At 64.9% G+C, this 24,847-nt stretch carries 21 protein-coding genes, 1 tRNA gene and 2 pseudogenes; 14 read left to right on the top strand and 10 right to left on the bottom strand.

Annotated elements, in window-relative coordinates:
- Positions 1-22: 22 nt before the first annotated feature.
- Positions 23-859, bottom strand: a complete 837-nt coding sequence (locus QE389_RS04265) for a septal ring lytic transglycosylase RlpA family protein (protein ID WP_307364847.1) — start codon at positions 857-859, stop codon at positions 23-25.
- A gap of 98 nt (positions 860-957) precedes the next feature.
- Here QE389_RS04265 and QE389_RS04270 point away from each other — a divergent pair.
- From QE389_RS04270 to QE389_RS04280, 3 genes are all read left to right on the top strand, one after another.
- Positions 958-1,047: transfer RNA gene (locus tag QE389_RS04270), tRNA-Ser, on the top strand.
- A gap of 210 nt (positions 1,048-1,257) precedes the next feature.
- Positions 1,258-2,466: an aromatic ring-hydroxylating dioxygenase subunit alpha gene (locus tag QE389_RS04275; RefSeq protein ID WP_307364848.1), complete on the top strand. Its 1,209-nt coding sequence runs from the start codon at positions 1,258-1,260 to the stop codon at positions 2,464-2,466.
- 78 nt (positions 2,467-2,544) lie between these two features.
- Positions 2,545-2,862 carry a 2Fe-2S iron-sulfur cluster-binding protein gene (locus QE389_RS04280; protein WP_307364849.1) on the top strand — a complete coding sequence of 106 codons (318 nt, stop codon included), beginning with the start codon at positions 2,545-2,547 and terminating at the stop codon, positions 2,860-2,862.
- 10 nt (positions 2,863-2,872) lie between these two features.
- Here QE389_RS04280 and QE389_RS04285 read toward each other — a convergent pair whose 3' ends face one another.
- From QE389_RS04285 to QE389_RS04310, 6 genes are all read right to left on the bottom strand, one after another.
- The gene (locus QE389_RS04285; protein WP_307364850.1) at positions 2,873-4,117 is read right to left on the bottom strand and encodes an NAD(P)/FAD-dependent oxidoreductase; all 1,245 of its coding nucleotides are present in this window, start codon (positions 4,115-4,117) and stop codon (positions 2,873-2,875) included.
- Between the two features lie 15 nt (positions 4,118-4,132).
- Positions 4,133-5,212 carry a TauD/TfdA family dioxygenase gene (locus QE389_RS04290; protein WP_307364851.1) on the bottom strand — a complete coding sequence of 360 codons (1,080 nt, stop codon included), beginning with the start codon at positions 5,210-5,212 and terminating at the stop codon, positions 4,133-4,135.
- A 103-nt stretch (positions 5,213-5,315) separates the two neighbouring features.
- Complete coding sequence (locus tag QE389_RS04295) at positions 5,316-7,649, bottom strand: acetamidase/formamidase family protein (protein WP_307364852.1); 2,334 nt, start codon at positions 7,647-7,649, stop codon at positions 5,316-5,318.
- 150 nt (positions 7,650-7,799) lie between these two features.
- Positions 7,800-8,909, bottom strand: a complete 1,110-nt coding sequence (locus tag QE389_RS04300) for an acetamidase/formamidase family protein (protein ID WP_307364853.1) — start codon at positions 8,907-8,909, stop codon at positions 7,800-7,802.
- A 99-nt stretch (positions 8,910-9,008) separates the two neighbouring features.
- Positions 9,009-10,004 carry a bile acid:sodium symporter family protein gene (locus QE389_RS04305; protein ID WP_307364854.1) on the bottom strand — a complete coding sequence of 332 codons (996 nt, stop codon included), beginning with the start codon at positions 10,002-10,004 and terminating at the stop codon, positions 9,009-9,011.
- Positions 10,005-10,045: 41 nt separating this feature from the next.
- Positions 10,046-10,324: a hypothetical protein gene (locus QE389_RS04310; RefSeq protein WP_307364855.1), complete on the bottom strand. Its 279-nt coding sequence runs from the start codon at positions 10,322-10,324 to the stop codon at positions 10,046-10,048.
- 252 nt (positions 10,325-10,576) lie between these two features.
- Here QE389_RS04310 and QE389_RS04315 point away from each other — a divergent pair, with 252 nt between their 5' ends.
- From QE389_RS04315 to QE389_RS04355, 10 genes and pseudogenes are all read left to right on the top strand, one after another.
- A complete protein-coding gene (locus QE389_RS04315; RefSeq protein WP_307364856.1) occupies positions 10,577-12,976 on the top strand; it encodes a TonB-dependent receptor in 2,400 nt (799 codons plus the stop codon).
- A 19-nt stretch (positions 12,977-12,995) separates the two neighbouring features.
- A pseudogene (locus QE389_RS04320) lies at positions 12,996-13,655 on the top strand (TauD/TfdA dioxygenase family protein); the annotation flags it as partial.
- A 61-nt stretch (positions 13,656-13,716) separates the two neighbouring features.
- Positions 13,717-13,854 carry a TauD/TfdA family dioxygenase gene (locus tag QE389_RS14620; protein WP_373458337.1) on the top strand — a complete coding sequence of 46 codons (138 nt, stop codon included), beginning with the start codon at positions 13,717-13,719 and terminating at the stop codon, positions 13,852-13,854.
- Between the two features lie 67 nt (positions 13,855-13,921).
- Positions 13,922-14,770 carry an oxidoreductase gene (locus QE389_RS04325; RefSeq protein WP_307364858.1) on the top strand — a complete coding sequence of 283 codons (849 nt, stop codon included), beginning with the start codon at positions 13,922-13,924 and terminating at the stop codon, positions 14,768-14,770.
- A gap of 15 nt (positions 14,771-14,785) precedes the next feature.
- A complete protein-coding gene (locus QE389_RS04330) occupies positions 14,786-15,478 on the top strand; it encodes an isochorismatase family protein (protein WP_307364859.1) in 693 nt (230 codons plus the stop codon).
- Between the two features lie 303 nt (positions 15,479-15,781).
- Positions 15,782-16,831 (top strand): LLM class flavin-dependent oxidoreductase, encoded by a 1,050-nt coding sequence (locus QE389_RS04335; protein ID WP_307364860.1) that lies wholly within the window; start codon positions 15,782-15,784, stop codon positions 16,829-16,831.
- Positions 16,832-16,839: 8 nt separating this feature from the next.
- A complete protein-coding gene (locus QE389_RS04340; protein ID WP_307364861.1) occupies positions 16,840-17,496 on the top strand; it encodes a cysteine hydrolase family protein in 657 nt (218 codons plus the stop codon).
- Between the two features lie 173 nt (positions 17,497-17,669).
- The gene (locus QE389_RS04345; RefSeq protein ID WP_307364862.1) at positions 17,670-18,947 is read left to right on the top strand and encodes a CynX/NimT family MFS transporter; all 1,278 of its coding nucleotides are present in this window, start codon (positions 17,670-17,672) and stop codon (positions 18,945-18,947) included.
- Positions 18,948-18,962: 15 nt separating this feature from the next.
- Positions 18,963-20,273, top strand: coding sequence for a peptidase M20 (locus tag QE389_RS04350; protein WP_307364863.1), 1,311 nt, complete (start codon positions 18,963-18,965; stop codon positions 20,271-20,273).
- Between the two features lie 8 nt (positions 20,274-20,281).
- Positions 20,282-20,788: a flavin reductase family protein gene (locus QE389_RS04355; protein ID WP_307364864.1), complete on the top strand. Its 507-nt coding sequence runs from the start codon at positions 20,282-20,284 to the stop codon at positions 20,786-20,788.
- A 3-nt stretch (positions 20,789-20,791) separates the two neighbouring features.
- Here the strand turns inward: QE389_RS04355 and QE389_RS04360 are convergent, their stop codons facing one another.
- Positions 20,792-21,283: a VOC family protein gene (locus QE389_RS04360; RefSeq protein ID WP_307364865.1), complete on the bottom strand. Its 492-nt coding sequence runs from the start codon at positions 21,281-21,283 to the stop codon at positions 20,792-20,794.
- 222 nt (positions 21,284-21,505) lie between these two features.
- On the opposite strand from QE389_RS04360, the pseudogene ygiD reads away from it, so the two are divergent.
- Positions 21,506-22,292, top strand: a pseudogene (gene ygiD, locus QE389_RS04365) (4,5-DOPA dioxygenase extradiol).
- A 15-nt stretch (positions 22,293-22,307) separates the two neighbouring features.
- On the opposite strand, the gene QE389_RS04370 reads toward ygiD, so the two are convergent.
- Together QE389_RS04370 and QE389_RS04375 are read right to left on the bottom strand one after the other, a co-directional pair.
- Positions 22,308-23,153, bottom strand: a complete 846-nt coding sequence (locus QE389_RS04370) for a phosphatase PAP2 family protein (protein ID WP_307364867.1) — start codon at positions 23,151-23,153, stop codon at positions 22,308-22,310.
- A 24-nt stretch (positions 23,154-23,177) separates the two neighbouring features.
- A complete protein-coding gene (locus QE389_RS04375) occupies positions 23,178-24,758 on the bottom strand; it encodes an alkaline phosphatase (RefSeq protein ID WP_307364868.1) in 1,581 nt (526 codons plus the stop codon).
- Between the last annotated feature and the right edge of the window lie 89 nt (positions 24,759-24,847).

Consider the following 24,847-nt stretch of genomic DNA (forward strand, 5'->3'; position numbering starts at 1 on the left):
TCGACGCAACCCCGCAAGGGTTTCAGCGGCCGGATATCAACAAGGCGTCCGCATAACCGCGCGCCATGACCGACAGACGCGCGGCCTCGGCGGCGTTGGCGCTGTCCCACGGACCGACGACGACCCGATACCGTTCCCCCTCGCCGTCGGCCCGGACCCAGCCGCTCAGGCTGTCGGCGATTCGCCGGGCCTCGCTCGCATCGGCGAAAACCCCGGCCTGAACCCAGAAACTCGACGTCTCGGCCGCCGACACGGGCGTGACGATCGGCGCCTGCGTCGCCACAGGGACCGATGATCGCCGCGCCGGCGCGGGCGCAGACGTGGGCGCAGGCGCTGAGGCCCTCAGCAGGACGCCCCCGCCCTGCTGCGGCGCCGGCCCCAGATAGCGCACCCGCACCCGGCCCACGCCGCGCGACAAGAGGTCTAGTTCCTTGGCCGCCTCGCGCGACAGATCGATGATGCGGCTGTCCACGAACGGCCCGCGATCGTTGATCCGCACCACCAGCCTTCGGCCGTTCTCCAGATTCGTCACCTCGACCAGACCGGGCAGCGGCAGCGTCTTGTGCGCGGCCGTCAGGGCGTTCATATCGAACCGCTCGCCGCTGGAGGTGGGCCGCCCGTTGAAAGCGTCGCCGTACCAGGACGCCAGGCCGACCTCCTCGTAATTCGGCTGATCCTTGGGCGTGTACCACCGCCCGCGGACCTGATAGGGCCGCATCGTCCCGCTGACGATCGGCGCAGGGTTCTTCACCACCGGATAGCCGCCCGCGCCCCGACCGTCGCCAACCGTCGAACAGGCCGCCAGCAAGGCGAACAGGCCCAGACTCGCCGCCCTGCCGATCCACTGTCTCGCCGTCATCCGTCCGCCTCGGCTCAAAAATCGAAAACAGCATGGCCAAAGACATTTCCGCTTTGGTTAACGGCCCCTTCGCCTGCTATGGCGTTCGTCCGCACGGAGGACAGGTGGCCGAGCGGTTTAAGGCAGCGGTCTTGAAAACCGCCGTGGGTGGAAGCCCACCGTGGGTTCGAATCCCACCCTGTCCGCCATCGCCCCAACCGGACATCGTCGAGATCGGCAACCACAGCTGGCGCCTCAGCCGCCGCAGACGACCGCGCCAGAAGTCCGTCGGCGAACACCGCCAGGTTGAAACGCGCTCTACCCTGCCCTTATAGGCCCGCCCAAGGCGCAGTCGGACGACAAATCATAGGGCGTCATACGCCAAGAGGACCGAGCCGACGGCGGCTAAGGTCCATCTCATGATGCTCTCATCCGAATTCATCCACAGCCTCGACAGTTCAGATCGGGACGTCCTGTCCGCAGAGACGCTTCCCCCCGCCTGCTACACGGACGCCGACTTCTATGCGTTCGAGAAGGAGGCGATTTTCACGCGCGAGTGGCTTTGCGTCGGTCGTGAAAGCTGGCTGGCCGCGCCGGGCGACTATTTCACCACCACCATCGCCAACGAACCCATGGTCATCGCCCGCAATCGCAAGGGCGAGATCAAGGCCATGTCGTCGGTCTGTCAGCACCGCGCCATGCTGGTGGCCGAAGGCAGCGGCAACGCGCGCGGCTTTTTGTGCCCCTATCACCACTGGGCCTATTCGCTGGATGGCGACCTCGTCGCGGCGCCGGCGATGAACAGGACCTGCGAGTTCGACCGCAAGGATCACGGCCTGCCCAATTTCAAGGTCGAGATTTGGCACGGCTTCATCTTCGTCAATCTGGACGCCAACGCCGAACCCCTGGCTCCGCGCCTGACCCAGGTAGCCGAGGCCATCGCCCCCTACGACCTGGCCAACGCCGAAGGTCCCCGTCCCGACCCCGCGCCTCTGATGCCGTGGAACTGGAAGGTGATGTTCGAGAACAACAACGACGGCTATCACGCCAGTCGTCTGCACCACGGGCCGCTGCACGACTTCGTGCCGTCGAGTCTGGCGGAGTTTCCGCCGGCCGATCCCGCCGCCGCCGGCTATTTGAGGTTCAACGGCTCCCTTCACCCGGACGCCAGCTTCAACGCCACGCAGAAGGCGATCCTGCCGATCTTCCCCGGGCTGACCGAGGTGGAACGCGGCCGACTGACCTTCGCCAACCTGCCGCCGACCCTGTCCCTGGTGATGACCAGCGACGTGGTCATCTTCATGATCCTGAGGCCGGACAGTCCCACCAGCCACTATATGGACACCGGCCTTCTGGTGGCGCCGGGGGCGATGAAGGACGAGTCCTTTCCGCACAAGCTCGAAGCCATGTGGGTCGCCACTCAGCATATCATCGCCCAGGATTTCGACGTGGACAGCAAGGTCCAGACCGGACTCCAGTCCCGCTACGCCAAACGCGGCCGTTACTCCTGGCAGGAAGGCGCGCAGGCCGGTCTGAACAGCTGGCTGATCCGTCGCTACAAGGCCGAATGGGAGCGGCGGAACCCGCAGCCCCCGGTCGCGCCCCGTCTGGCCGTGGTCGGCGGTTGAGGATGATCAGACGACTTCGGGCTTCATCCGGCCCATCCCGCGCCTTCTTCAACGCCGAAGCTTCAGTGTCGTAACGCCATGGTTCAGTTCAATCTCCTGACCCGGGACGGTCAGGCTCACGTCGTGGCCGGCGAAGAGGGCCTGTCGGTCATGGAGGCCATCCGCGACGCGGGGTTCGACGAACTGCTGGCCCTGTGCGGGGGCGCGCGGTCGTGCGCGACCTGCCATGTCTATGTAGAGGCCGAAGCCGTCGCCGCTCTTGCGCCGATATCCAGCGACGAAGACGATCTTCTGGACGCCTCGGACCATCGGACCCAGCTGTCGCGCCTGTCGTGCCAACTGCCCCTGAACGCAGCGCTTGAGGGCCTGACCTTCACCATTGCGCCCGAGGATTGATGATCTGCCCTCAGGCGGCGTCGGCGGCGACCGAGTGAAGCAATTTCAGGGGCGTCGTGGCGTCGGCCAGTGCGGACGGGTCGATCCGGGCCCCCGCCACGACCAGGACGCGCCCCTGCACATAATCCTTGACCGCGTTGACACAGTCCAACGCCACGACCCGCCCCTGCCTCAGATAGACGACAGAGAAGCTTGAATCGTCGGGGTCGCCGCGCACGACGACGTCGTCGTGATCGGTCGAAAGGCCCACGGCCTGAAGCCTCAGATCGTACTGATTGGACCAGAACCAGGGAACCGCCTCATAGGGCGCGGAACGACCTGCCAGATGCCGGGTGACGGTCTGGGCCTGATCGTGAGCATTCTGGACGCACTCCAGCCGAAGGGGCTCGGCGCCGCCAAACGGATTGACGTGTTTCGCGCAGTCGCCGATCGCGAAGACGTCGGCCAGGCTGGTGCGGCAGAATTCATCGACCAGAACCCCGTCCCCGCCCGCCGCCCCTGCCTCGAGCAGCGGTTTCACATTGGGGACGACCCCGATGCCGACAATGACCATCGACGCCTTGATGCGCTCCCCCCCCGACAGAAGGACGCCATCGACCACGCCGCCCAAACCTTCCAGCGCCTCGACCGTCCGGCCGAACCGGAAATCGACGCCATGCGCCCGGTGAACGGTCTCGAACACCCGCGCGACCACTTGGCCCGAGGTGCGCGCCAGAAGCCGGTCTTGGGCCTCGATCACCGTCACGCGCTTGTCGGCCTTGACCAGGGCGGCGGCCGCCTCGAGCCCGATATAGCCGCCGCCGACGATGACCACGTCCGTGACGGCATCGAGGCCGTCACGCATTGCGTCGACATCCGCACGACCTCGCAGAACATGGACGCCCCCCAGCCCCGCGCCCGGACAGGCCAGCCGTCGAGGCGACGCCCCGGCCGCCCAGATCAGCCGTCCGTAACCGAAAACCGCGCCATCCGAGGTCGTCACCTGGTGCGCCTGGGCGTCGACGGCGACGGCCCTGCGGCCCAAACGAAGGGCGATGTCGCGTTCGGCCCAGGCCGAGGCGGGGCGAAGACCCAGGCGATCGAACGGCTTGGCGCCCGACAGATAGTCCTTGGACATGGCCGGCCGGTCATAGGGCAGCCACGGCTCGTCGCCGAGCAGGGCGATAGACCCCTCGAACTTCTCCTGACGGAGTTGCAGCGCCGCTTGGCCGCCGCCGTGCCCCGCCCCCACGATCAAGACGTCGAACCGTTCCATCCGGCTTGATCCGCCTCAGGACAACAGGCGGGGCACAGCCGCCAGCTTGATGCTGAACCAGGCGTCTGGATGCTCAGGCTGTCCGTCGCGCGGGGCCTCGCGCACCTGAACCACGCCATTCTTGCCGAAACCGGGAACCACCGGCCGTGCGCCCGCACGGCTCAACCACATGCGGAGCAGGTGGCGACGACGCTGCGGCTCGGGATAGTCCTCGAACGCCGTGCGCGAATGCAGGGCGGCGTAGTTCGACAGCCACTGGATATCGCCCGGCCGGAAATCCATCTCTATGGCCATGCCGGGTTCGTAGGTAATCTCGTCGAACAGTTTCAGCACCTCGACCTGCTGGGGGGTGATGCGCGGCACGTCCGGATAGTCCTGGGCCGTCAGGATGTAGAGGCTGCCCGCATACATGCTGAACACCCCCTCCTCCAGGCTGACCACGGGCGATGCATAGCTGTTCGCCGGCGCATTGTGATCCTGACGCCGCCAGTCCCAATGGAAGGGTTCGAGCAACAGGGGCGCCAGGTCCGGGCGGCGGCGCAGGATTTCGTTGTAGATTTCCGCGCCGGACACCAGGCACGACGCCCCGCCGGACTTGGCCGGACGCAGACACATCAGCGACACGATGTCTGAACTGTCGGAATGGAACACCAGCTTGTCGCGTACCTTGGACGACAGGGCCGTGGGATCATCCATCGTCTTGGTCGAGGTGGCGTAAACGCTGTCGATCAGATCCCCCATCTCGTTCAACCGGATGGGATCGCCCATGTGCAGGCCGAGAATATAGTAGATCGCCGCCGACAGGGCGTCCGAGTACAGGTCCGTGCGAAGGCCGCGCACCAGAACGAAACCCCGACCGCGATCCACATCCTGGCCCCAGGCCTTGACCGCGTCGGCGCAGGCGACGAGCGGATAATCGGCCGCCTGCACGAAGCGCAGATCGGGGTCGTCTTCCATGAAACGAGCGCCCAGGGTTTCGAGTTCGGCGAGTTCCTCGGCCGAAAGCCGATAGATCCAGTCCTGCGACTTGCTCAGCGTATCGCCGCGCCAGGCGGCGGCTCCGATCACGGGCGGCAGGGCGGTCATGGTGCTCATATGTCGGCTCAGGTTCGAATGTGGTGATCCTTGTGGCGAACCTAACACCTTGCCGTCTCGCCAATTTGTCCGCAGCCGTGCGCGAAGTTGACGCTGACCGCCCTTACCCCGCGAACAGGGCCTTGCGAATAATGGCGTGAACCCCCCAGTTGCCGTTCACCACCTGGGTCACGCCGAAATCGACGCCGACGGACAACAGGGAGATGGCCTCGTCTTCGCTGAGACCGCGCATCGTCATCAGAAACCGCCTCGCCTTGCGAAAGGCGTCGCGCATGGCCAGGTCGATCGAGGACTTCTTATAGACTTCGCTCTGCGCCGCCGCCCCCAGTTCCTTCAGATAGTTGGGATGGCTAAAGCCGAAGATGACCCATTCGTCCGGCGTTTCGAGCAGAGGATAGTCCAGATCCTTCAGCGGTTCGCGCGCGGTCTTGGCCGGATGCAGCACCACCTGGATCACGGCGGTCATCGAACATTCGATGGCGGTGCCGCACAGTTCGGAATCGCCCTGGGACGCATGGGGGTCCCCAAGGGACAAGAGACCTCCCGCCACGGCGACGGGCAGATAGAGACTGGCGCCAGGGCCCAGCCTCCAATTGTCGATATTGCCGCCGAAATTGGCTGGCGGCACGGAATCGACCAGATCCGTATGGGCCGGCGCCATGGCGACCACTCCGAAATGGGGCCGGATCGGCACTTCGATGTCTTGCAGGATTTCGAAGTTGCGCTCGACCGTGTCCAGATTCACGGGCACGCCCGGATAGTCGATGCGAGGGTGGACCACGCCGAACGGGTCCGTCTGGGGCGTCCAGCGATAGTTGTAGACGGCCCGCGCGCACGACCGGCTATGCTGGTGATCGACCTCGTAGATCGTGATGACCTCGCGCGGCTTCGGCTCTGTCAGCAGGTCGTTGTAGTGAAAGCCCCAATAGGCCGCCGCATTGCTGCCGAACGAACGTCCGGCGAACTTGGGGTTGGCGCTGGGGCGCGGCGCGATGTCCAGGATGCGGACCTCGACGACATCGCCCGGCCGAGCCCCGGCGATGGCGATAGGCCCCGTGCAAATATGAACGCCGAAGCCTTCGCCCGCCCCACGCCCTAGCGCCGAGGCGTCGCCGGGACCCGCGCCGCGGCGGTCGACGGCCTTGCCCTCGGCGGTCCACCGAAACACGCTTTCGGCGCCGGGATCGCCGTCGATCATTCGCTCATGGTCGTCGTTGGCGTGGTGGGTCAGGGTCTCGACGGTCACATAGTCGCCGGACTGGACCTCGATCGCCGGTTTCAGGTTGCGGCTGAAAAAGCCCCAGTGGACCGTCTCCGGCGTCGCCGGCAGCAAGTGATGGCGCACGCCCGGCCCCATCGGCACGGTCTGGACTTCCCTCTCCTGCGTGGGCGCGGGCTGTTCCGGTTCCTCGTCCTCGATCGTGGCCAATCGGAGCGGCGGCTTCTTGTGTTCCTTGAGCGACGCCGGACGCCCCCGCAGCGGGGTCTCGGACGCCTCTTCGTCGGGCAGGGCCGGCGCCTTGCGGTACTGGCGCGGACTGACGCCATACTGTTCGCGGAAGGCGCGGCTGAACGAGGCCGAATCGTTGAAGCCCCACTGGAACAGGATCTCGGAGATCGACTTCTGCGCGTGCAGGGGGCTGCCGAGGTCGAGCCGACAACGTTCGAGTCGGCGTGTCTTCACGCAATGGCCGAAACTGTCGCCGACGGATTCGAACAGTTTCTGCAGGTAGCGCGGCGAGATCCCGTGTTCCGCCGCGACCTGTTGCAGGTTGAGGTCCGGGTCGCTCAGACGAATCTCGATTGTCTGGAACACCCGTTCCAGCAGCGCCGCGCGACCGCCCGCCGTACCGCCGCGGTCCTTGTCCGGCGCGCTGTCCAGCAGAAGCGAGGCGATGAATTCCGGCAGGGCCGTCTCGACGGGGCGCATCTGGTCGTTGGTGGTGTCGACCATGGCGTCGGCGACGGAAAACAGCAGCCCCGCCAGCATCTGCCCCAGGTTGGACCGCCCATCCAGGACGGTCACCACCGACGGTGGCGTCGCCCTGGCCTTGAGGCTGGGCAGGGTCAAGGGCGCGCGAACGACAAGCAGCCGGTGATCGGCCGCCATGTCCAGTCTTACCCCGACCCTGTCCCCGCCGCAGATCAGGGAGCCCGCATGGAGTTCCTGATGCACGGCGCCGCTGGTCACGGCGCCCTCCCCTTCCAGGACCAGCACCAGCCAGACGCAAGGCAGGGTCTCGCTGAAATCGACCGCCAGCGACTGTCGCGTCCCGGTGATCCTGAGGAACTGGATGTCCAGGGCGCTGCGAAAGGTGACGAGTTCCCCATAGATTTCGTCTTCGCTTTCGAGGCATTCGAGCGAGACGCGCTTCAACGCAAAGCGCCATGCGTCCTGGCGCTGTTCCTTGGGATAGGCGTTTGTCGTCAGTCGCAATGGGTCGTATCCGATCAGGCTCCTCCGTCCACAGACAGGGAGAAGGACGCGGAACCCACCGCAACGCTAGAGGCATCCGACGGGCGGGGCAATGTCGGGATCGTGGCGCAAAGGTCGTCCGATCCCCGACGATCTTGAGATCGCGCCGTCCTATTCGTCCCGATCATTGGCGACGACGTCGCCGACGACCCCCTTGTTGGGGAATATTCCGCGATCGACCCGTACATGGATGCCCTGGGTGCCATCGACAACCTGGGTCACGCCGAAGTCCGTCGCCACGCTCATCAACGAATAGGCGTCGTTCCGGCTGAGACCCTGATGCTCGGTGAGCAGGTGGAGCATATCCAGGGCGGCGTTCTTCATGGCCTTGTCGAGGTCCTCGTCGAAGCCATGGACGATCCATTTGGTCGGCGTCTCAAGCAGCGGCGAAGGGAAGGAGAAGTCCTTGCGCAGGACGATCTGCATCAGGACATCCAGCGAGGCCTCGATGGCGGTGCCGGAAATCTCTCCGTCGCCCTGGCTGATATGGGGGTCGCCGATCGAGAACAGGGCGCCGTCGACCTGCACCGGATAGTACATCGTCGCGCCGGCGCCGATCCGCCAGTTGTCGATATTGCCGCCGTGCAGGCCCGGCGGGATCGTGCTCACCCGCTCGTCCACCGAAGGCGCCACGCCGGCCGTGCCCAGGTGCGGCCGGGCGGGTATGGTGATGCCCTTCAGCGCAGGCTGACGTTCGCAGACCGGGCAGTGGGTGATGGTGCCGGGAACCAGGTACTTCCCCTTGAAGTCATAGGCATAAAGGGCGCTGGCCGTGTTGGCGTTGGGATCGAGTTCATAGATGGTGACGCGCTCCTGCTCGTCGAACTCCTGGTACAGATGCCCCCAGTTGGCCGCCAGGTTGGAGCCGTGATTGAACCGCGGCGTCATTCTCAGATAGCGAACTTCGAGCATGTCGCCCGGTTTGGCGTCCTCGACATAGATCGGTCCCGTCATGATATGGACGCCGGGCGCGCGATCCTCGGGCTCGATCTCGGTGAAGATGCGCGTGATGGGCTCGTCCATCATCAGCTCGGGCGCATCCCCGGCATGGTGAGTGATGGCCTCGGCCTGAATCAGGTCGCCGCTATGCACCCGCAGGGCCGGTTTGATCTCGGGATGGAAATAGCCCCAGTGCACGGTCTCGGGCGTAGCCTTCAGATGGTGGATCGCTCCCGGCTTCACCTCGTGTCGAACCTGACCGCTCTCGCAGATCAAAGCCATGCGCCTCTCCTCAGCACCGAATTTCAGCCAGACATCGCCTCGACCGCCGAACAGGTCTTGTCGGCAGGCGCACAAAAGCGGGCCACAGGCGCACGAGGATCAGGTCGGGAGCATCACCGTCGCGTCCTCGGCCGCATTTCGCTCGGCGTAACGCCGGGCCAGAATGGCGCAGACGATCAACTGCAACTGATGGAACAGCATCAGGGGCACGATGATGACGCCGACGGCCGCCGCGGGAAACAGGGCCGCCGCCATGGGCACGCCGCTGGCAAGGCTCTTTTTGGAGCCGCAGAAGACCAGAACGATCTCATCCTCCACCCTGACGCCGAACAGGCGCGCCGCGACCGTGGTGAGGACGAGCACGGCGGCGAGAAGAAGGACGTCCACCACGGCGATAAGCGCGAAATCGCCGACGGTAAGCCTCGACCAGATGCCTTCGATGACCGCCGCGCTGAACGCCGTATAGACCACCAGCAGAATCGACCCTCGATCCAGCCGGCCCAGGAACAGCTTGTGCCGATCGACAAACCTTGCGGTCCACGGGCGCGACAGATGGCCCAGAAGGAAGGGAGCGAGCAGCGTCAGGGCGACATTGCCTATGGCGCCGACGATATCGGCGTCCTGGCCGGCCTGGGCATGGATCAGCAGACCGACCAGCAGCGGGGTCAGAAAGACGCCCAGAATGTTGGACAGGGAAGCGCTGCACACCGCCGCCGCGACATTGCCGCCTGCGATGGCGGTCAGGGCGATCGACGACTGCACCGTCGAAGGCAGGACGCACAGGAACAGGACCCCGACCTTGACCTCCGGCCCGATCCAGGCGTCCGGAACCAGGATAACCATCAGACCAAGAAGAGGAAACAGAACGAATGTCGAGGTCAGGACGCCGAGATGAAGTCGCCACGCGCCGAGCCCCCGAACGACGGCCTCGCGCGAAAGCTTCGCCCCGTGCATGAAGAACAGCAGGGTGATGGCCGCCCGTGTCGCCCATTCGAACCCGGCGGCCGCCGCTCCGCGACAGGGCAGCAGGGTCGCGAGCAGAACCGCCCCTGCCAGCAGAAGAGTAAAGCCATCAGGCCGGATGCGGCTGAACATGGTCGCGTCGCTCAGACTATGAAGATGAGGGTTCGGACCCGTCAGTCCAACGCCAATCGCGCGCTATCCGCGTCGGCGTCGGCGTGGAATCGAAATCGTATCTCGACGCCGCCGTCCGGCGCCTGGGACCAGGGAGCCTCGACAATCTCGATGTCGATGGCGCGGACCCAGTCGATCGCCGCGCGCGCCACGGCCTGTCGCGCCAGATCGAACATGTCCAGGCCCTCGGCGTCATAGCCGCCTAGACGCAGGGCATTGGAAATACGCCCCGCCTCTGTGATCACGTCCTGAGCCGGAATCCTATAGTCCAGTGTCGACACACGCTCGCCTTTAGACAGCCCGCCAGATACCCTGACCACGGCCCTTGCCGCAGATTTCAGAGACATGGCGGCTGTGTCGCGGCGAGCGGCGACCAAGTCAACGCAGCGATGAAAAGGAGGGAAGCGGAGCAACAAATAGGACGTGCCAAATCAAGAAGGCGATCCCGTTGACGGACAGGTTGATCAGGCCGTCGCGGCGCTCCAACCCTCTGCGATGGCGTTCTGTCAGCGAGATAAAAAGGGGATAAGCTGATGCGCCGCCAAGTCCATATGAACGCCAGTTCGAGATTGCTGCTGTTGCTTTCCGCATCGACCTTGTGTCTTGCGCCGACCGCCGCATTTGCCTTTGCAGACCCCACCGCCGATCCGACGACCGCACCCGACCCGCAGTCGACCGAACTGACCGATATCGTCGTCACCGCCGAGCGCCGCTCTGTGGATCTTCAGAAGGCGCCTATCGCCGTCACCGCCGTGACCGCCGAAACCCTGGCCCAGGCCAATATCACCAACGTCACCGGCCTTAACGGAACCGTGCCTGGACTGGTCGTGGCGCGCAGCGGCGGCGGCGAGCTGATGGTCGCCATTCGCGGCATCGGTTCCGAAACGCCGGAGAACACCAACACCCAGCCGGGCGTGTCCTATCACGTCGACGGGGTCTATATCTTCAACTCCATCGCGGCGAGCGCCGCCTTCATTGATGTCGCCCAGGTCGAGATTCTACGCGGCCCTCAAGGGACGATGTTCGGCCAGGGGTCGACCGGCGGCACCATCAATGTTGTGACCAATCAGCCCGAGTTGGGACGCTACGGCGGTGCATTCTCTCTGGGCGCCGGCAACTATGATCTGGTCAAGTCCAGCGCGGCCCTGAACGTTCCGATCGGGGACCAGTTCGCCATTCGCGGCGCCATCCAGACCCTCAAACATGATGGGTACGCCGACGCCACAGGCGTGTCGGGAACCGATCGCTATCCCCTGGATCAGGCGGACGAGGTCGGCTGGAAGGTCGCGGGCCTGTGGGCGCCGCGCGACGACCTTTCCTTCACCCTGGGCGCCATCCATTTCGACAGCAATACGAACGGTCCCGCCCAGAAGAACATTCTGGACCCCGAACCCAATCCCCGCCTCCTGACCCAGGACTACCCGGGCAAGTCCGTCGTCGAGACGACTTTGTATTCGGGCGTGGTGAAATGGGAACTGCCCTGGGCGACCTTCAAGTCGATCTCCAGCTATCAGAAACTGCACAGCATCCAGGCTTGGGATGCGGACGGCCTGACGACCAGCCTGTTCTATGGCCTGACCTACGACCCCCGCCTCTATTCAGGCACCCGGTACGACCATGTTCCGCTGTGGCAATCGGACACCAAGTCCTGGACGCAGGAATTCAACTTCGCCTCCAACACGGACGGACCGTTCCGGTGGATCGGCGGCGTGGTCTATCTGAAATCCAAGAACGCACAGTATGTCGTCGAATACCGGGGCTCGGACACCAACATCACTCGCCCCGCCCTGGCGCGGAATTCGGCTTGGAACGACCCCGCCGTGGCCAGTGTCACCTATGCGGACCTCTCGGAGGTCGAGCGCGAATCCTGGGCCGCCTATTTCCAGGGCGCCTATACCCTGACCGACCATCTGACCCTGACGGCCGGCCTACGTTACAACAGCGACGACTACAGCGGCGCCTCCGACAACTATAGCGGCGGCGTGTCGAAACAGACCTCGGGCTCGCACCTTCAGCCGTCCCCTCGGCCGGGTCTCTCCACCGAGGAAGTCACCGGAAAGCTGTCGCTCGACTATCAGTTCACGCCGACGAATCTCCTGTATGCAAGCTATACGCGCGGCTACAAGCCCGGCGGTCTGAACGGCGCATCCGACAGCGGCACAGCCTGGCAATCCATCAAGGCGACCTATCAGCCTGAAACGGTCGATTCTTTCGAGATCGGTTCGAAGAACCGGTTCCACGACAACACCATTCAGCTCAACGCCTCCGCCTTCCTCTACGATTACAAGAACATGCAGTTCCTCGAAGAGGACCCCGTGCTCTATTACGAAGGCACCAGCAACGCGCCGAGCGCCCAAATCTATGGCCTAGAACTGGAGGGATCCTGGCTGGTCACGCCGAAATGGCGCTTCGACGGCAGCTTGTCCTTCACGAAAGGCGAGTTCGACGAGGACTATTACGCCCTCGATCCGGTCGCGGCCACCAAGGCCCAAAGCGCCGCAGGCTATCCCGGCTATCTGTTCTGGGCGAACTACTACAGGGCGGCTCTCGCCCGGAACTCTGCGCGCGCCAACATCAACGGCAACGACGTGCCCAAGATTCCGCGTCGTCAAGGCGCGATCAGCACGACCTATTCGGACACCATCGCCGGCGGCTATTTCACGGCCAAGCTCGAATACGTCTATCGCGGCCAATACACCTATCGTCTGTACAACGAGGCCTCGACCGATATCGTGCCGTCCTATTCGGTCGTGAACGCCTTCCTGCGATACGAACCGGACGGAGCGAACTGGAACGTGTCCCTCAGCGGCACCAACCTGTTCGACAAGGAAGGGCTGAACTCGCGCTTCAGCGATCCCTACGGAAGCGCCCAGGTCAGCGACACTTATGTTCCTCCCCGCCAATGGATTGCTTCCGTCGGTTACAAGTTCTGATCCGCCAGGGACGTCGAGTATGAACCAGATCACTGTTGAACGGTCACGCCCGGACAGGATCGCTCCCTATCGAACGATCAAGGTCGAGCCCGTGACCCTGCGTATCGGCGCGGAAATCTCGGGGATCGATCTGACCAAGCCGATCGGCGAGGCGCAGAAGGTCGAACTGAACCGCGCCCTGACGGAACATCTGGTTCTATTCTTCCGTGACCAGCCCATCAGTCACGAACAGCATATGGCGCTCGGCCGGGCGTTCAGCGATCTGATCGCTCATCCGGGCGCCCCAGGCATTCAAGACTATCCCCTGATCGTCGCCATCCATGCGGACGCCGATTCCAAATATGTGGCCGGCGAGTCCTGGCACTCGGACCTCTCGTGCAACTCAGAACCGCCTCTGGGCAGCATCCTGTACCTCCACACCGTTCCAGATTGCGGCGGGGATACGATGTTCGCCAGCATGTACGCAGCCTATGACGCTCTGTCGGACCGCATGAAGACCTATCTCGAAGGGCTGACGGCCGAGCACGACGCCAACCACGTCTATCACGCGCTCTACAAGGACTACGACAAGGTCTATCCGCGCAACAATCACCCGGTGGTCATCACCCACCCGGCGAGCGGCCGCAAAGCCCTGTTCGTCAATTCGTCCTACACCACCAAGATCAACGAACTGTCCGACGAGGAAAGCCGCGCCGTTCTGAACTACCTCTACGAACATTGCGCCAATCCGAATTTCCAATGTGCGTTTCCGCTGGCGGCCGCACTCCATCGCCTTCTGGGACAACCGCTGCACTCACCATCTGGCGGTGTGGGACTATTTCCCTCAGGTCCGCTCGGGCTTTCGCGTGACCCTGAAGGGATCGCGCCCGACGTTCTGATGGGGCCCAGACTGATCCGGGTCCAGACGCCTCCGGCCAGTCCTATCATCCAAACCGAAACGGATTCATGAAAACCTGGCTCATCACAGGCGTCAGCTCCGGCTTCGGTCGGGCGCTGGCTCAGGCCGTGCTCGCGCGCGGCGACCGCGTCGCGGGGACCGTGCGGAACACCCCTGCCCTGAGCGCCTTCGAAGCCCTGGCGCCCGGTCTGGCCCATGGGGTCGTCATGGACGTGGTCGACCCCAGTGCGGTGACGGCTGCGGTCTCCGCCGTGACACAGGCCCTGGGTCCGATCGACGTCCTCGTCAACAATGCGGGTTACGGCCTGGTCTCTGGGATCGAGGAAGCCTCGCTCGACGAGATACGCGCCCAGTTCGAGGTCAATGTCTTCGGCGCGGTCACGGTCATGCAGGCTGTCCTGCCCGCCATGCGCGCGCGTCGATCCGGAACCATCGTCAACGTCACCTCGGTGTCGGGCCTGGTCGGCTGGCCCGGCCTGGGCGTCTATTCCGGCAGCAAATTCGCCCTTGAAGGCATCACCGAGACCCTGGCCCAGGAAGTCGCGCCGTTCGGCATAGGCGTCATGATGGTCGAGCCCGGCGGCTTCCGCACCGATTTCGCCGGACGTTCGCGTGTCGAGGCGTCCAGCCCGATCGCAGACTATGACGGCACGGTCTTGTCCGACTGCAAGGCCATCCTCCACAGTCACGCGGGGCAAGAACGCGGCGATCCCGCCCTGGCCGCCCAGGCGATCCTGACGGCGCTGGAGGCCGAGCATCCGCCCTTGCGTCTGCTGCTCGGGTCCGACGCCGTTTCCTATCTCAAAGACAAGATCTCGGCCCAATTATCGGAGGTCGACCGCTGGGAAGCCGTCTCGACGGCGACCGACTTCGAAACCGTCGTCGCCGCCGAATGAGGTCAGGAAAGACCCGTGCATGCCGTCGATCTTCCAGCCTGGGCCGTCCTACGCGGCGCCTTGACCAACAATATCGCAAGGCTGGCGCCCGCCCGGACAGCACTGATCGTCATCGACATGCAGAGCGCCTTCCTGGCGCCGGGCGAAGTGTTCGCCAACCCTCATGCGATGGACATCATCGAGCCCGTCAACCGCCTGGCTTCTGCCTTCAGGGCCGCAGGCTCGGTCGTGGCCTGGACCCGACAGACGGTCGACGACACGCTCGGAAGAGCCGATCCCCATTGGCAGGCGATGGCGAACGATCCTTTCGTCAGTATGGCTAAGGCCGCTCTGACCAGCGGTAGCGCCAGCCACGCCCTGCATCCCGCCATGGGGCCAGGTCCAGACGACCTGTTGATCGACAAATATCGCTACAGCGCCTTTCTGCCGCAGTCGTCAGACCTCGGACCGCAACTGAAGGCAAGAGACATAGATACCCTGGTCATCGTCGGAACCCTGACCAACTGCTGTTGCGAGAGCAGCGCGCGCGACGCCTTCATGTCCGGCTTCAAGGTGCTGGTGGTGTCGGATGCCATGGCCGCGATGACCGACGCCGAGCACAATGCCTCGCTGCTCAATCTGCGGCTGATGTTCGCCGACGTCGCCGACACCGCGACCGTCTTGAACATGATCGGCGCCGAAACCCGCGACAAAAATTCGGACGCCTGACGTCAAGAGCGGCATGAATGTGCAGCCTATCAACGGACATCATTATCCGAACGCTTGGGAGCGTGCCGATGGATAAGCCGGTAGTCTGGGCCTAGCCTGGACAGGCGGCTTTGGCGAACGAGACAACTGCGAATCCCCCGACACAGAGGTCGGGGACGCCCAACTTCTCACCGCCGCCCTGAACGCCGCCCGTAACCGACATCCGGGATGGCCGACCGCGGGCGCCCATTCCGGATATCTGCCATTACCAAGATCGCTTCTCACCTGCCCTCCGACTTTGGCGGAAAAGACATTGGCGTCTTCATGCCGATCGCCAACGGCGGCTGGATCATCTCGTCCTCGACGCCAAAGCTGGACGGCTCCTACGCCTACAACCGCAAGGTCGCGGAACTGGCCGAACGGCACGGCCTCGATTTCATCATGGCCATGTCCAAGCTGCGCGGTTTCGGCGGCGCGACCGAACACTGGCGTTATTCGATGGAGTCCCAGATCCTGATGGCCGCCCTGGCGGCCGTCACCAGCAGGGTCAAGGTCTGGGCCACGGTTCACACCCTGCTTCAGAACCCCGCCGTCACGGCCAAGATGATGACCACGCTCGATCACGTCAGCGGCGGGCGCGCCGGTCTGAACGTGGTCAGCGGCTCGTTCAAGAACGAGTTCGAACAGATGGGCGCCTGGCGCGACGACCTGGACCACGACGACCGATACGCCTTCGCCGAGGAGTGGGTCCACGTCATCAAACGGCTGTGGTCCGAACCCAGCGTGACCCACGACGGCCCGTATTTCCAGCTCAAGGATTGCCAGTGCGATCCCAAGCCGCTCAGCGATCCGCGCCCCTTCCTCGTCTGCGCCGGCACCTCGTCGCGGGGGATGAAATTCTCCATCGAGGAGATGGACGCCATCTTCCTGGGCGGCGCCACGGTCGAGGAACTGGCCGCCAACAGCCGCAAGGCCAAACAGATGGCCCGCGATGTCGGGAAGACCATCAAGACCTACTCCATGATCAATTTGGTGATCGGCGACACCGACGAGGCCGCGGCGGCGACGGCTGAAAGCTATCGCGCCGGGTTCGACGAGGGCGCCCTTCACGGCATGATGCGGGCCTATGGCTTCCTCGATCTCGAAGTCGGAAAGGAAAATGTCTTCGTGCAGAAGGCGCGCAGCGGCTTCATCAGCGAACACGCGGTCGGTTCGGCCGAGACCATCACCGAGAAGCTGACCACCCTGCTGGATGCGGCCGATCTGGACGGGCTGATGCTGATCTTTCCGGACTATCTGGAAGGGCTGCCTGTCTTCGCCGAGAAGATCCTGCCCGTGCTTCGCGCCCGGTTTCCCGAACGCGCTGCAGCGTGAGCCAGGTGATGTCCGACCCCTTCGCCCTGAGCCCAGTCGCCGCCGCCGACCTGAAACCCATGCTGCCGCCGGCCAGCACGGCCCTGGTCATCATCGACGTCCAGAACGATTTCGTCGCCCAGGATGGCGTGCTGGGCCGGGCAGGACTGGACATGACGCCCCTGCAGCCGGCGCTTGATCGCATCAAGAGCCTGATAGCGAAGGCGCGCGAGGTCGAGCTTCCCATCGTGCTCGTCCGGGTCGTCACCCGCGAGAAAAGCGACAGTCAGGCGATGAAACTGCTGATGCAGCGGCGGGGCTATCCGGACGATGCGCTGGAACTCTGCCGCGCAGGCGAATGGGGCGCAGACTATCATCCGACGATCCAGCCCCAGGACGGCGACATCCACATCGAAAAGCTTCTCTACTCAAGCTTCTCGGGCACCGATCTGAACCTTCAACTCCGCGCCCGCGGCATCGACACATTGGTGATCGCTGGTTTTACGACCGATTGCTGCGTCGACTCCACGGCCCGCGACGCATTTCACCACCAGTTCAACGTGTTCGTGGTGGACGACGCCTGCGCCGCCTATGACGAGAGGGTTCACCGAGCGGCGATGGGCGTCATGGCGATGCATTTCGCCCTGCCCGTCCGGACCGAAGACGTGATCGCCGTCTGGACCTGATTCCATATCGGCGCCGGCGTTCCTGTGCGCCCAGTCGCAAATCAACAGGCGCTGCGGATCAAGCGATTTCGTCGGGGACGCGAGACACTTCCGCTCTCACCCCGGGGCCGTCTTGCCCCGACGATCTGGTCGCGCCCGATATTCCATCTGTCGCTTGCAACAAAGGAGCGAGAATGCCACGCAAGTATCTGGTCATGTTTGCGGCGTCGTTGGGGTTCTTCTTCATCACGGCAACCACCTTCACCTCGCTGGGCTATGTGCTCTACACCATGGTCGGAGAGTTGCATTGGTCCCAGGCGGCGGCGGGCCTCAGCTTTGCTTGCCTGGGCCTGGCCTGCGGCCTCAGCAGCCCGCTTCCTCCCCTTCTGATGAAGTGGTTCGGATCGCGCTGGACCATGTTCCTGGGCGGCATGGTGCTGGCGGCCGGCTTTGGCCTGGCCTCGATCATCCAGCACATCTATCTGTTCTTCCTAGCGACGAGCCTGATGGGCATCGGGTTTTCGCTGATCGCTCCTGCGCCGGCCGTCTATCTGCTGGCGACCTGGTTTCCCAAGACGGCGGCGCGCTGGGTCGGCTTCTACTTCATGGCGGGCGCCTTCGGGGGCGTGGTCGGTCCCCTGATCGTCGGCGCCGTCGTCGGCCTGACCGGAAGCTGGCGCCTTCACTGGATGGTCATGGCGGGGGCGGCGGCCGTTGTCGGCCTGGTCTGCCTGATCTGCGTGCGCGATGCGGTGAAGGTCGAGACCACCGATCAGGTCAAGGCCGCGGGATCAGGCGGCATCGAAGTCGAGTCGCCGATCGACTGGACCGTCTCCGCCGCCCTTCGCAGCCGCGCCTTCCTGTTTCTGGCCCTGGCCATGATCGTGGTTCAGACGGTCGTCACGACGATGCATTCGGTTCTGGTGACGCATGTGGCCAGTCTTGGCGGCGGTAGTGCGCCCGGCGCCATCGCCATGAGCCTATTGGCTCTGACCGGAACCCTGGCCAAGGGCGTCACCGGCGCCCTCAGCGAAAAGACCAATCCCAAGGGCCTTCTGGTCGGCGGCCTGCTGCTTCAAAGCGCGGCGATCTTCCTGCTCTCGCTCAGCCACAGCCCGGTCCTGGCCTATGTCTTCGCCCTGATCTTCGGCGTCGGCTGGGGGCTTTCCTGGCTCAGCGCCCACATCCTGCTCCTGCGCTATTTCGGCAGCGCCATCGCCGGCGAGATGGTGGCCATGGCGACCATGGCGACAACCTTCGCCGTCCTGGGTCCGATCCTCGCCGGCTGGGTGGCTGACGAGACGGGCGCCTTCGTCCCCGTGTTCTTCTTCTTTGCGGGACTTCTGGCCGTCGTCGCCCTCAGCACGGCCCTGTTCATGCACAAGCCGACCCTAAGCCACAGGGCCGATCGTTCGACCCCGGCGCCGACAAAGCCGGGCCACGCGGCCTCGATCATCAACGCTGCCGAATAGGTCGGTTTGCACCGTATGTCAGATTCCGTCTTTCCCTTCTCCCTCGACTCGTTCAGCCTTGAAGACATCGCCGCCATCGACGCCGCGATCGACCGGGACGAGTTGGTCCGCCGCGTCCTCGAACTCTGCAACATCCCCAGCCCGACCCGCCGCGAACGCGAGGCTGGCCAGTATGTCTATGACTGGATGGCCGAAGAGGGTTTCGCCCCCGAAAAGGTCGCCCTGGTCGAGGATCGCTTCAACGTGGTCGGACGCTTCGGCGGCGAGGGCGAAGGACCCAACCTGCTGTTTTCGAGCCACCTCGATACAGAGAGCCCGTTCTACGAGCCGGTCGACCGCCATACCTATCGTCCCGACACCGTCGTCGATCCTCAATGGCTTCGGGCATGGCTCGAAGACGACGTCTTCTTCGGCTACGCCGTCGGCAACGATCGTGGGCCGATGGTCTGTTTCATCATGGCCGCCAAGGCGCTGAAGGCGGCTGGCTTCCGGCTGGCCGGAACGCTCTATCTGACCGCCTGCCCGGGCGAGATCGGCCCCGAGCCTGCCGACGAACACCAGGGCGTCGCCAATCTGGGCAAGGAATTGGGCGCCGCCTATATGTTGACCCACGGCGGGGTGGCGCCCGATTTCGCCATCTCGGCCGAAGGCACCGATTTCGGCGTCAACTGGGCGGCCTGCGGCTACGCCTACTATAAGATCACGCTTTATGGAGAAGCGTTGTTCACCCCCATTCTCGACCACGAGAGCCAGACGGCGCGACTGAATCCCATCGTCCGCATGGGGGGCGTGATCGAGGCGCTGAACGCCTGGGCGCGCGATTACGAAACCAGGCACCGCTACGAAAGCGCGGGTGGCGTGGTCACGCCCAAGGTTCAGGTCTGCGCCATCCGGGGCGGAAACCCCCAGTCCATGGGCGCCTCCAGCGAAGTGTGTTCGATCTATCTGGACGTCAATATCGGGCCCTGCCAAACCCTCGGCGCGGTCGACCGCGAGTTGAAGGCCGTCCTGCGCGCCGCCGGGGTCGAGGACTGCGAGGTCCGCCCCTATGTGTTCCGCGCCGGGGCCGAGGCCGACCCGGTTGCGGTCGAACCGCTCCGCCAGGCCCTGAACCTGGCCCATGAAGCGGTGCGAACCGGCCCCATGCCGATCGGCAACACCGTCTATTCCAGCATGTGGCGCGACCATAACGTCTTCAACCTGAACCGCATTCCCTCGGTCACGATGGGCCCGGTGCGGTGGCGACCCAGGATTGACGATCTCGTCGCCTGCACGCGCATTTACGCCCTCGCCGCCTTGGCCCTGTGCCGGCGTCGTGAGGCATGACGGCCAGCATGGTCCTATCGTCCGGCGTCGAAACCGCCGACTTCCGCGCCGCCCTGGCCAGTTTCCCGGCGGGGGTGACGATCATAACCACCAATGTCGAAGGGCGTCTCAGCGGAACGACGGTCAGCGCCTTCAGCTCCCTGTCCCTGACCCCGCCGCTGGTGCTTGCCTGTCTGGCCAGGACCAGCCGCACCCTGACCGCCGTGATCGAGAGCGGCCATTTCTGTGTCAACATTCTGGGCGCGGGTCAGGAAGACCTCGCCTATGGTTTTGCACGGTCGGGCACGGCGGCGGAGGCGGCAAGCCGCTTCGAGGGGGTCGCCTTCGACTTGGGACTGGCGGGCGTTCCGGTCCTTCGGCATTGCGCCGCCACCCTGCAATGCCGCCTTCATGAGCGTGTCGCCGGGGGAGACCACGACATCCTGATCGGCCGGCCGGAGCATATCGCCAGCAACCCCTCCGTGCCCCCCCTGGTCCATGGCCGGGGGCGGATCTCGCACCTGCCCCCGGCATGACGCCTATTCGCGCGTGAAGTCGGCGGGAATCCTGGGGTCGGGGCCGGCCTTGCCCCACAGGATGATCTCATTCCCCCAGGGGTCACGGAAGGCGTGATTGTAGCCGTTGAACTCGGCCCAGTAGTGATTGCGCCAAAGCTCGACGGCGCCGCGCTTGACGGCCGCCTCCAGGATGCGTTCGGGCGTGTCGTCGTCGCTGATCAGGATCCAGATCCGAGCCTTGCGGCCCGACGGGCTCAACACGCGCGGCTCGACGCCTTCGGACAGGGGGTGCGGCCGGGCATTGGCCACGTCGAAAATCCCCAGATGCAGATTTCCGATCTGGCTCGCCTCCCCGTCCGGGTTGGTGAAATGCCCGCCGGGAACCATGCGGTGATAGATTCCTTCGGGCCGGGCGTCGTTTTCCCAACCGAACACATCGGCATAGAATTGGCCTGCCGCCGACGGGTCGTCGGAGGCCAGGTCAACGAAAATGAGGGTATTGGGCTTGGCCAAGCTATGCTCCATCGATCCCGACCGAACACCGGCCGACGATCCATCCTGGAACAGGCGCCGATCGCGGTCTTGGCGTCCCGCGTACGCAGGCTTGTCCAGCCTGCGGTCTCGCACCGGGGCCAGGACGGCCCGGTTTCGCCAAAACTGAGTTCGTCCTGTCGCAAGATCGTCTCCTCCCCGCCGGATACGAGGCAGGGTCCACCACAGTCGAGAACACCCCTCATGACCTCGCGTCTGCCCGTTGTCTTCTTCGGTCACGGAAGTCCCATGATCGCGCTTCAGGACAATGCGACCACCCGGACCTGGGCCGGCATCGCTAAAGCCATCGGCAAACCGAAGGCCATCCTGTGCGTCTCGGCCCATTGGGAGACGCGCGGCACGTCAGTGACCGCGATGGCCAAGCCTCGCACCATCCACGATTTCGGCGCCTTCTCCTCAGGCGCTGTTCGACGTCCAGTATCCGGCGCCGGGCGCGCCCGAGTTGGCTGCGCGGGTGCGCGAGCTATTGGCGCCCATCCGCGTCATGTTCGACCAGGACGGCTGGGGCCTGGATCATGGGACATGGTCTGTGCTGCGAAAGGCCTATCCCGAGGCCGACGTGCCGGTGGTCCAGCTCAGCATGGACATGACCCGCCCTCCCGCCTGGCATTTCGACGTGGGACGCAAACTGGCGCCCCTGCGGGACGAGGGTGTCCTGATCGTCGGAACCGGCAATATCGTGCACAATCTGCCGGCGATGGATTGGGAAAACCAGAACTGCGCGCCCTACCCCTGGGCCGTCGCCTTTAACGACTATATCCGTGAAGCCATCGTCGCCGATGCGCCCGAGCGCGCCATCGACTACGCCAGTCAGGGTCAGGCCGCCGCCCTGTCGCTGCCCAGTCCCGAACATTACTGGCCGCTGCTGTATGTGCTCGGCGCCCGCCTGCCTGGCGACAAGCCCGCCTTCTCTCCGGACCACATCGAGCACGGCTCCCTCAGCATGACCAGCGTGACGCTTGCCGCCTGAGCCTCTTTTATCCCATCACAGGATCGGCTGCGTCAGGGCGGCGGCACAGGCGGGCGTCCGTTCCTTGGCGGCGGCGCGGGCGGCGTCGAATTCTTCCCTGGCGCGAGCGAAGTCCGCCTGAAAGGCCGGATCGGCCTTCAGACGGGCCACCAGGGCCGCCCCGACGATGCGGCCCGCCTCAACGTCGCTGACGTAATGCACGCCGCACACCGCGCGACTCTCGCCATAGGCCAGGCCGCGCCGCAGGATCGGGTCGGCCCGGTCCGGCGCCATCTCGGCCAGCACAAGGGCCCAGGCCCAGCCTAGCGCCGAATGGCCCGACGGATAGGAGCCGCTGGCGGCCAGCCAGGCCTCGGGCGCGATGCAGATCGGCAGCGGCTCGACCACGAAGGGGCGCTTGCGGAAGAAGCCGCGTTTGGCCGGGGTCTGAATCGTCTCCAGATCGCCCAGCATCCGGCCCAGCAGCATCGTCAGGGTCGGCGTCTTTTCAGGCTCGAACCGGAACCCGAGCGCGCAGTCGAAGGCGTGGGGCGCGCGCGGAGTCTCAATTTCGGCGTCGGCGCGGGCGATCGCCCACCGTTCGCTTCCCTCCAACGCCCGCAGGGCGCGATAGGCGGCGATGTCGACCTGTTCCCGCAATGAACCCTCGGCCGGCGGCGGAGGCAGGAAGTCGGCGGCGTTCGGCGCGTTCTCGGCCGTCAGATAGCCGTGCGGATGATCACGGAAGCCTTGCCAGAAGGTCGTCTCAGCAACCGTCCGGTCGGTCTTCGGTCCTCCCCCGGCGCATCCAGCGGTCAGGACGGCCAGGCCCAGGGGCAGAGCCGCAGCCAGGGCGGAAAAGGAAGGACGCAGACGGATCATCGACACACTCACGCAAAGGAAAATCTAGATGGCGACGGCGCCGGGGCGGCCGGACTCGACGGTCCATGCCTTCAGGGTGGACACCGTCGCCTGCGGATCGCGCACGTCGCTGATGACTTGATAGCGCGTCTCCATCCGATCCGCCCGCACATCCATGAACATATAGCCGCGCTGCCGGCTCTCGAAGAACTTCACCTGGGGATTGTTGGGCATGACGGCCATCAGCCCCTCATAGGCGGGGCCGGTCGAGGTGATGGAGGTGCCGACGAACTCGGTCGCCACGGTGGGGGAAGCCGGATCGCGGCTGTCCAGCTTCACGTCGTTGGTCCAGAAGGAGTGATAGTCGCCGCTCAACACCACCGGATTGGACGGCTTCAGCGTCGATAGCGCCTGGGTCAGGCGATCCCGCGCGGCGGGAAAGCCGTCCCAGGTGTCGGTCCAGTATCGCGGCTCCTCCTGCGGCGTGCGCGACAGACGCAGGCCCGCCATCACCAGATCCTGACCCAGGATGGTCCAGCGGGCGTCGGCGCGCGCAAGGCCGTCGTAGAGCCAGCGTTCCTGCTCGAATCCCAGGAAGGTGCGCGACGGGTCCAGCCGGTCCCAGCAACTCGCATCGGCGACGACCTGACCCTTGCCGCCGTTCTCGCCGTCGCTGCACGGCTGTTTCGAGCGGTACTGCCGCCCGTCCAGCATGAAGAACTCGGCCAGTTCACCGTAGCGGACCCGGCGATAGATCGGCATCCGCAGGGCGGCGTCCAGGCGCGTGCGACGGATCGGCATGGCTTCGTAGAAGGCCTGATAGCCGGCGGCGCGACGTTGCAGAAAGTCGTTGGGCGCGACGCCGCGAACCTTGGACCAAATGCCGGAATAGTCGTCCTGAACCTCATGGTCGTCCCACACGGCGATGCAGGGCGCGACGGCGTGCAGACGTTGCAGGTTCGCGTCCGTGCGATGCAGGGCGTAGCGGTTGCGATACCCCGCCAGAGTGGTCGCCTCTTCCAGATTGTAGGGCCGCACCACCTGGGCCGCGCGATCCGGTCCCAGGCTGTATTCATAGATGTAGTCGCCCAGGAAGAGGGTCAGGTCCGGCGCCTCGTCCGCCATATGACCATAGGCGCTGAAATAGCCCCGCTCCCAATGCGAGCAGGAGGCCACCGCCAGACGCAGGCGGTCGACCGCGGCATTGGGCGCCGGCGTGGTCAGCGCCCGACCCGCCGGGCTCTGCTGGCCCTGGGCCGTGAACCGATACCAATAGGGCCGATGGGATCTCAGTCCGACGACCTCCACATGGACGCTGTGGGCCGAATCGGCGGTCGCCACGGTCTGGCCCGACGCCACGATCCGACCAAAGCCCTCGTCCGCCGCCACCTCCCATCGCACGGGGATCGGCTGAGACAGTCCGCCCAGTCCGTCGGGGGCCAGGGGCCGGGCCGCCAGGCGCGTCCAGATGACGAAACCGTCGGACGCCGGATCGCCGCTGGCGACCCCCAGAGGAAACAGATAGGCGCCGCCCGCCTGGGCGGGGCCGAAGCTCAGCACGGCTGGCGCCGCGACCAGGCCCGTCAGCACGGCGCGGCGATCGAGGCGGGATGCACCGATGTTCATGGCGGTCTCGCAGACGGAGGTGAGAATGAAAGACCGACTTTGGCCAGTCCGCCGCAATAAGACCCAAGACCGATAAGTCGCAAGACTGT

Source organism: Brevundimonas sp. SORGH_AS_0993 (genome assembly GCF_030818545.1).
Classification (GTDB): domain Bacteria; phylum Pseudomonadota; class Alphaproteobacteria; order Caulobacterales; family Caulobacteraceae; genus Brevundimonas.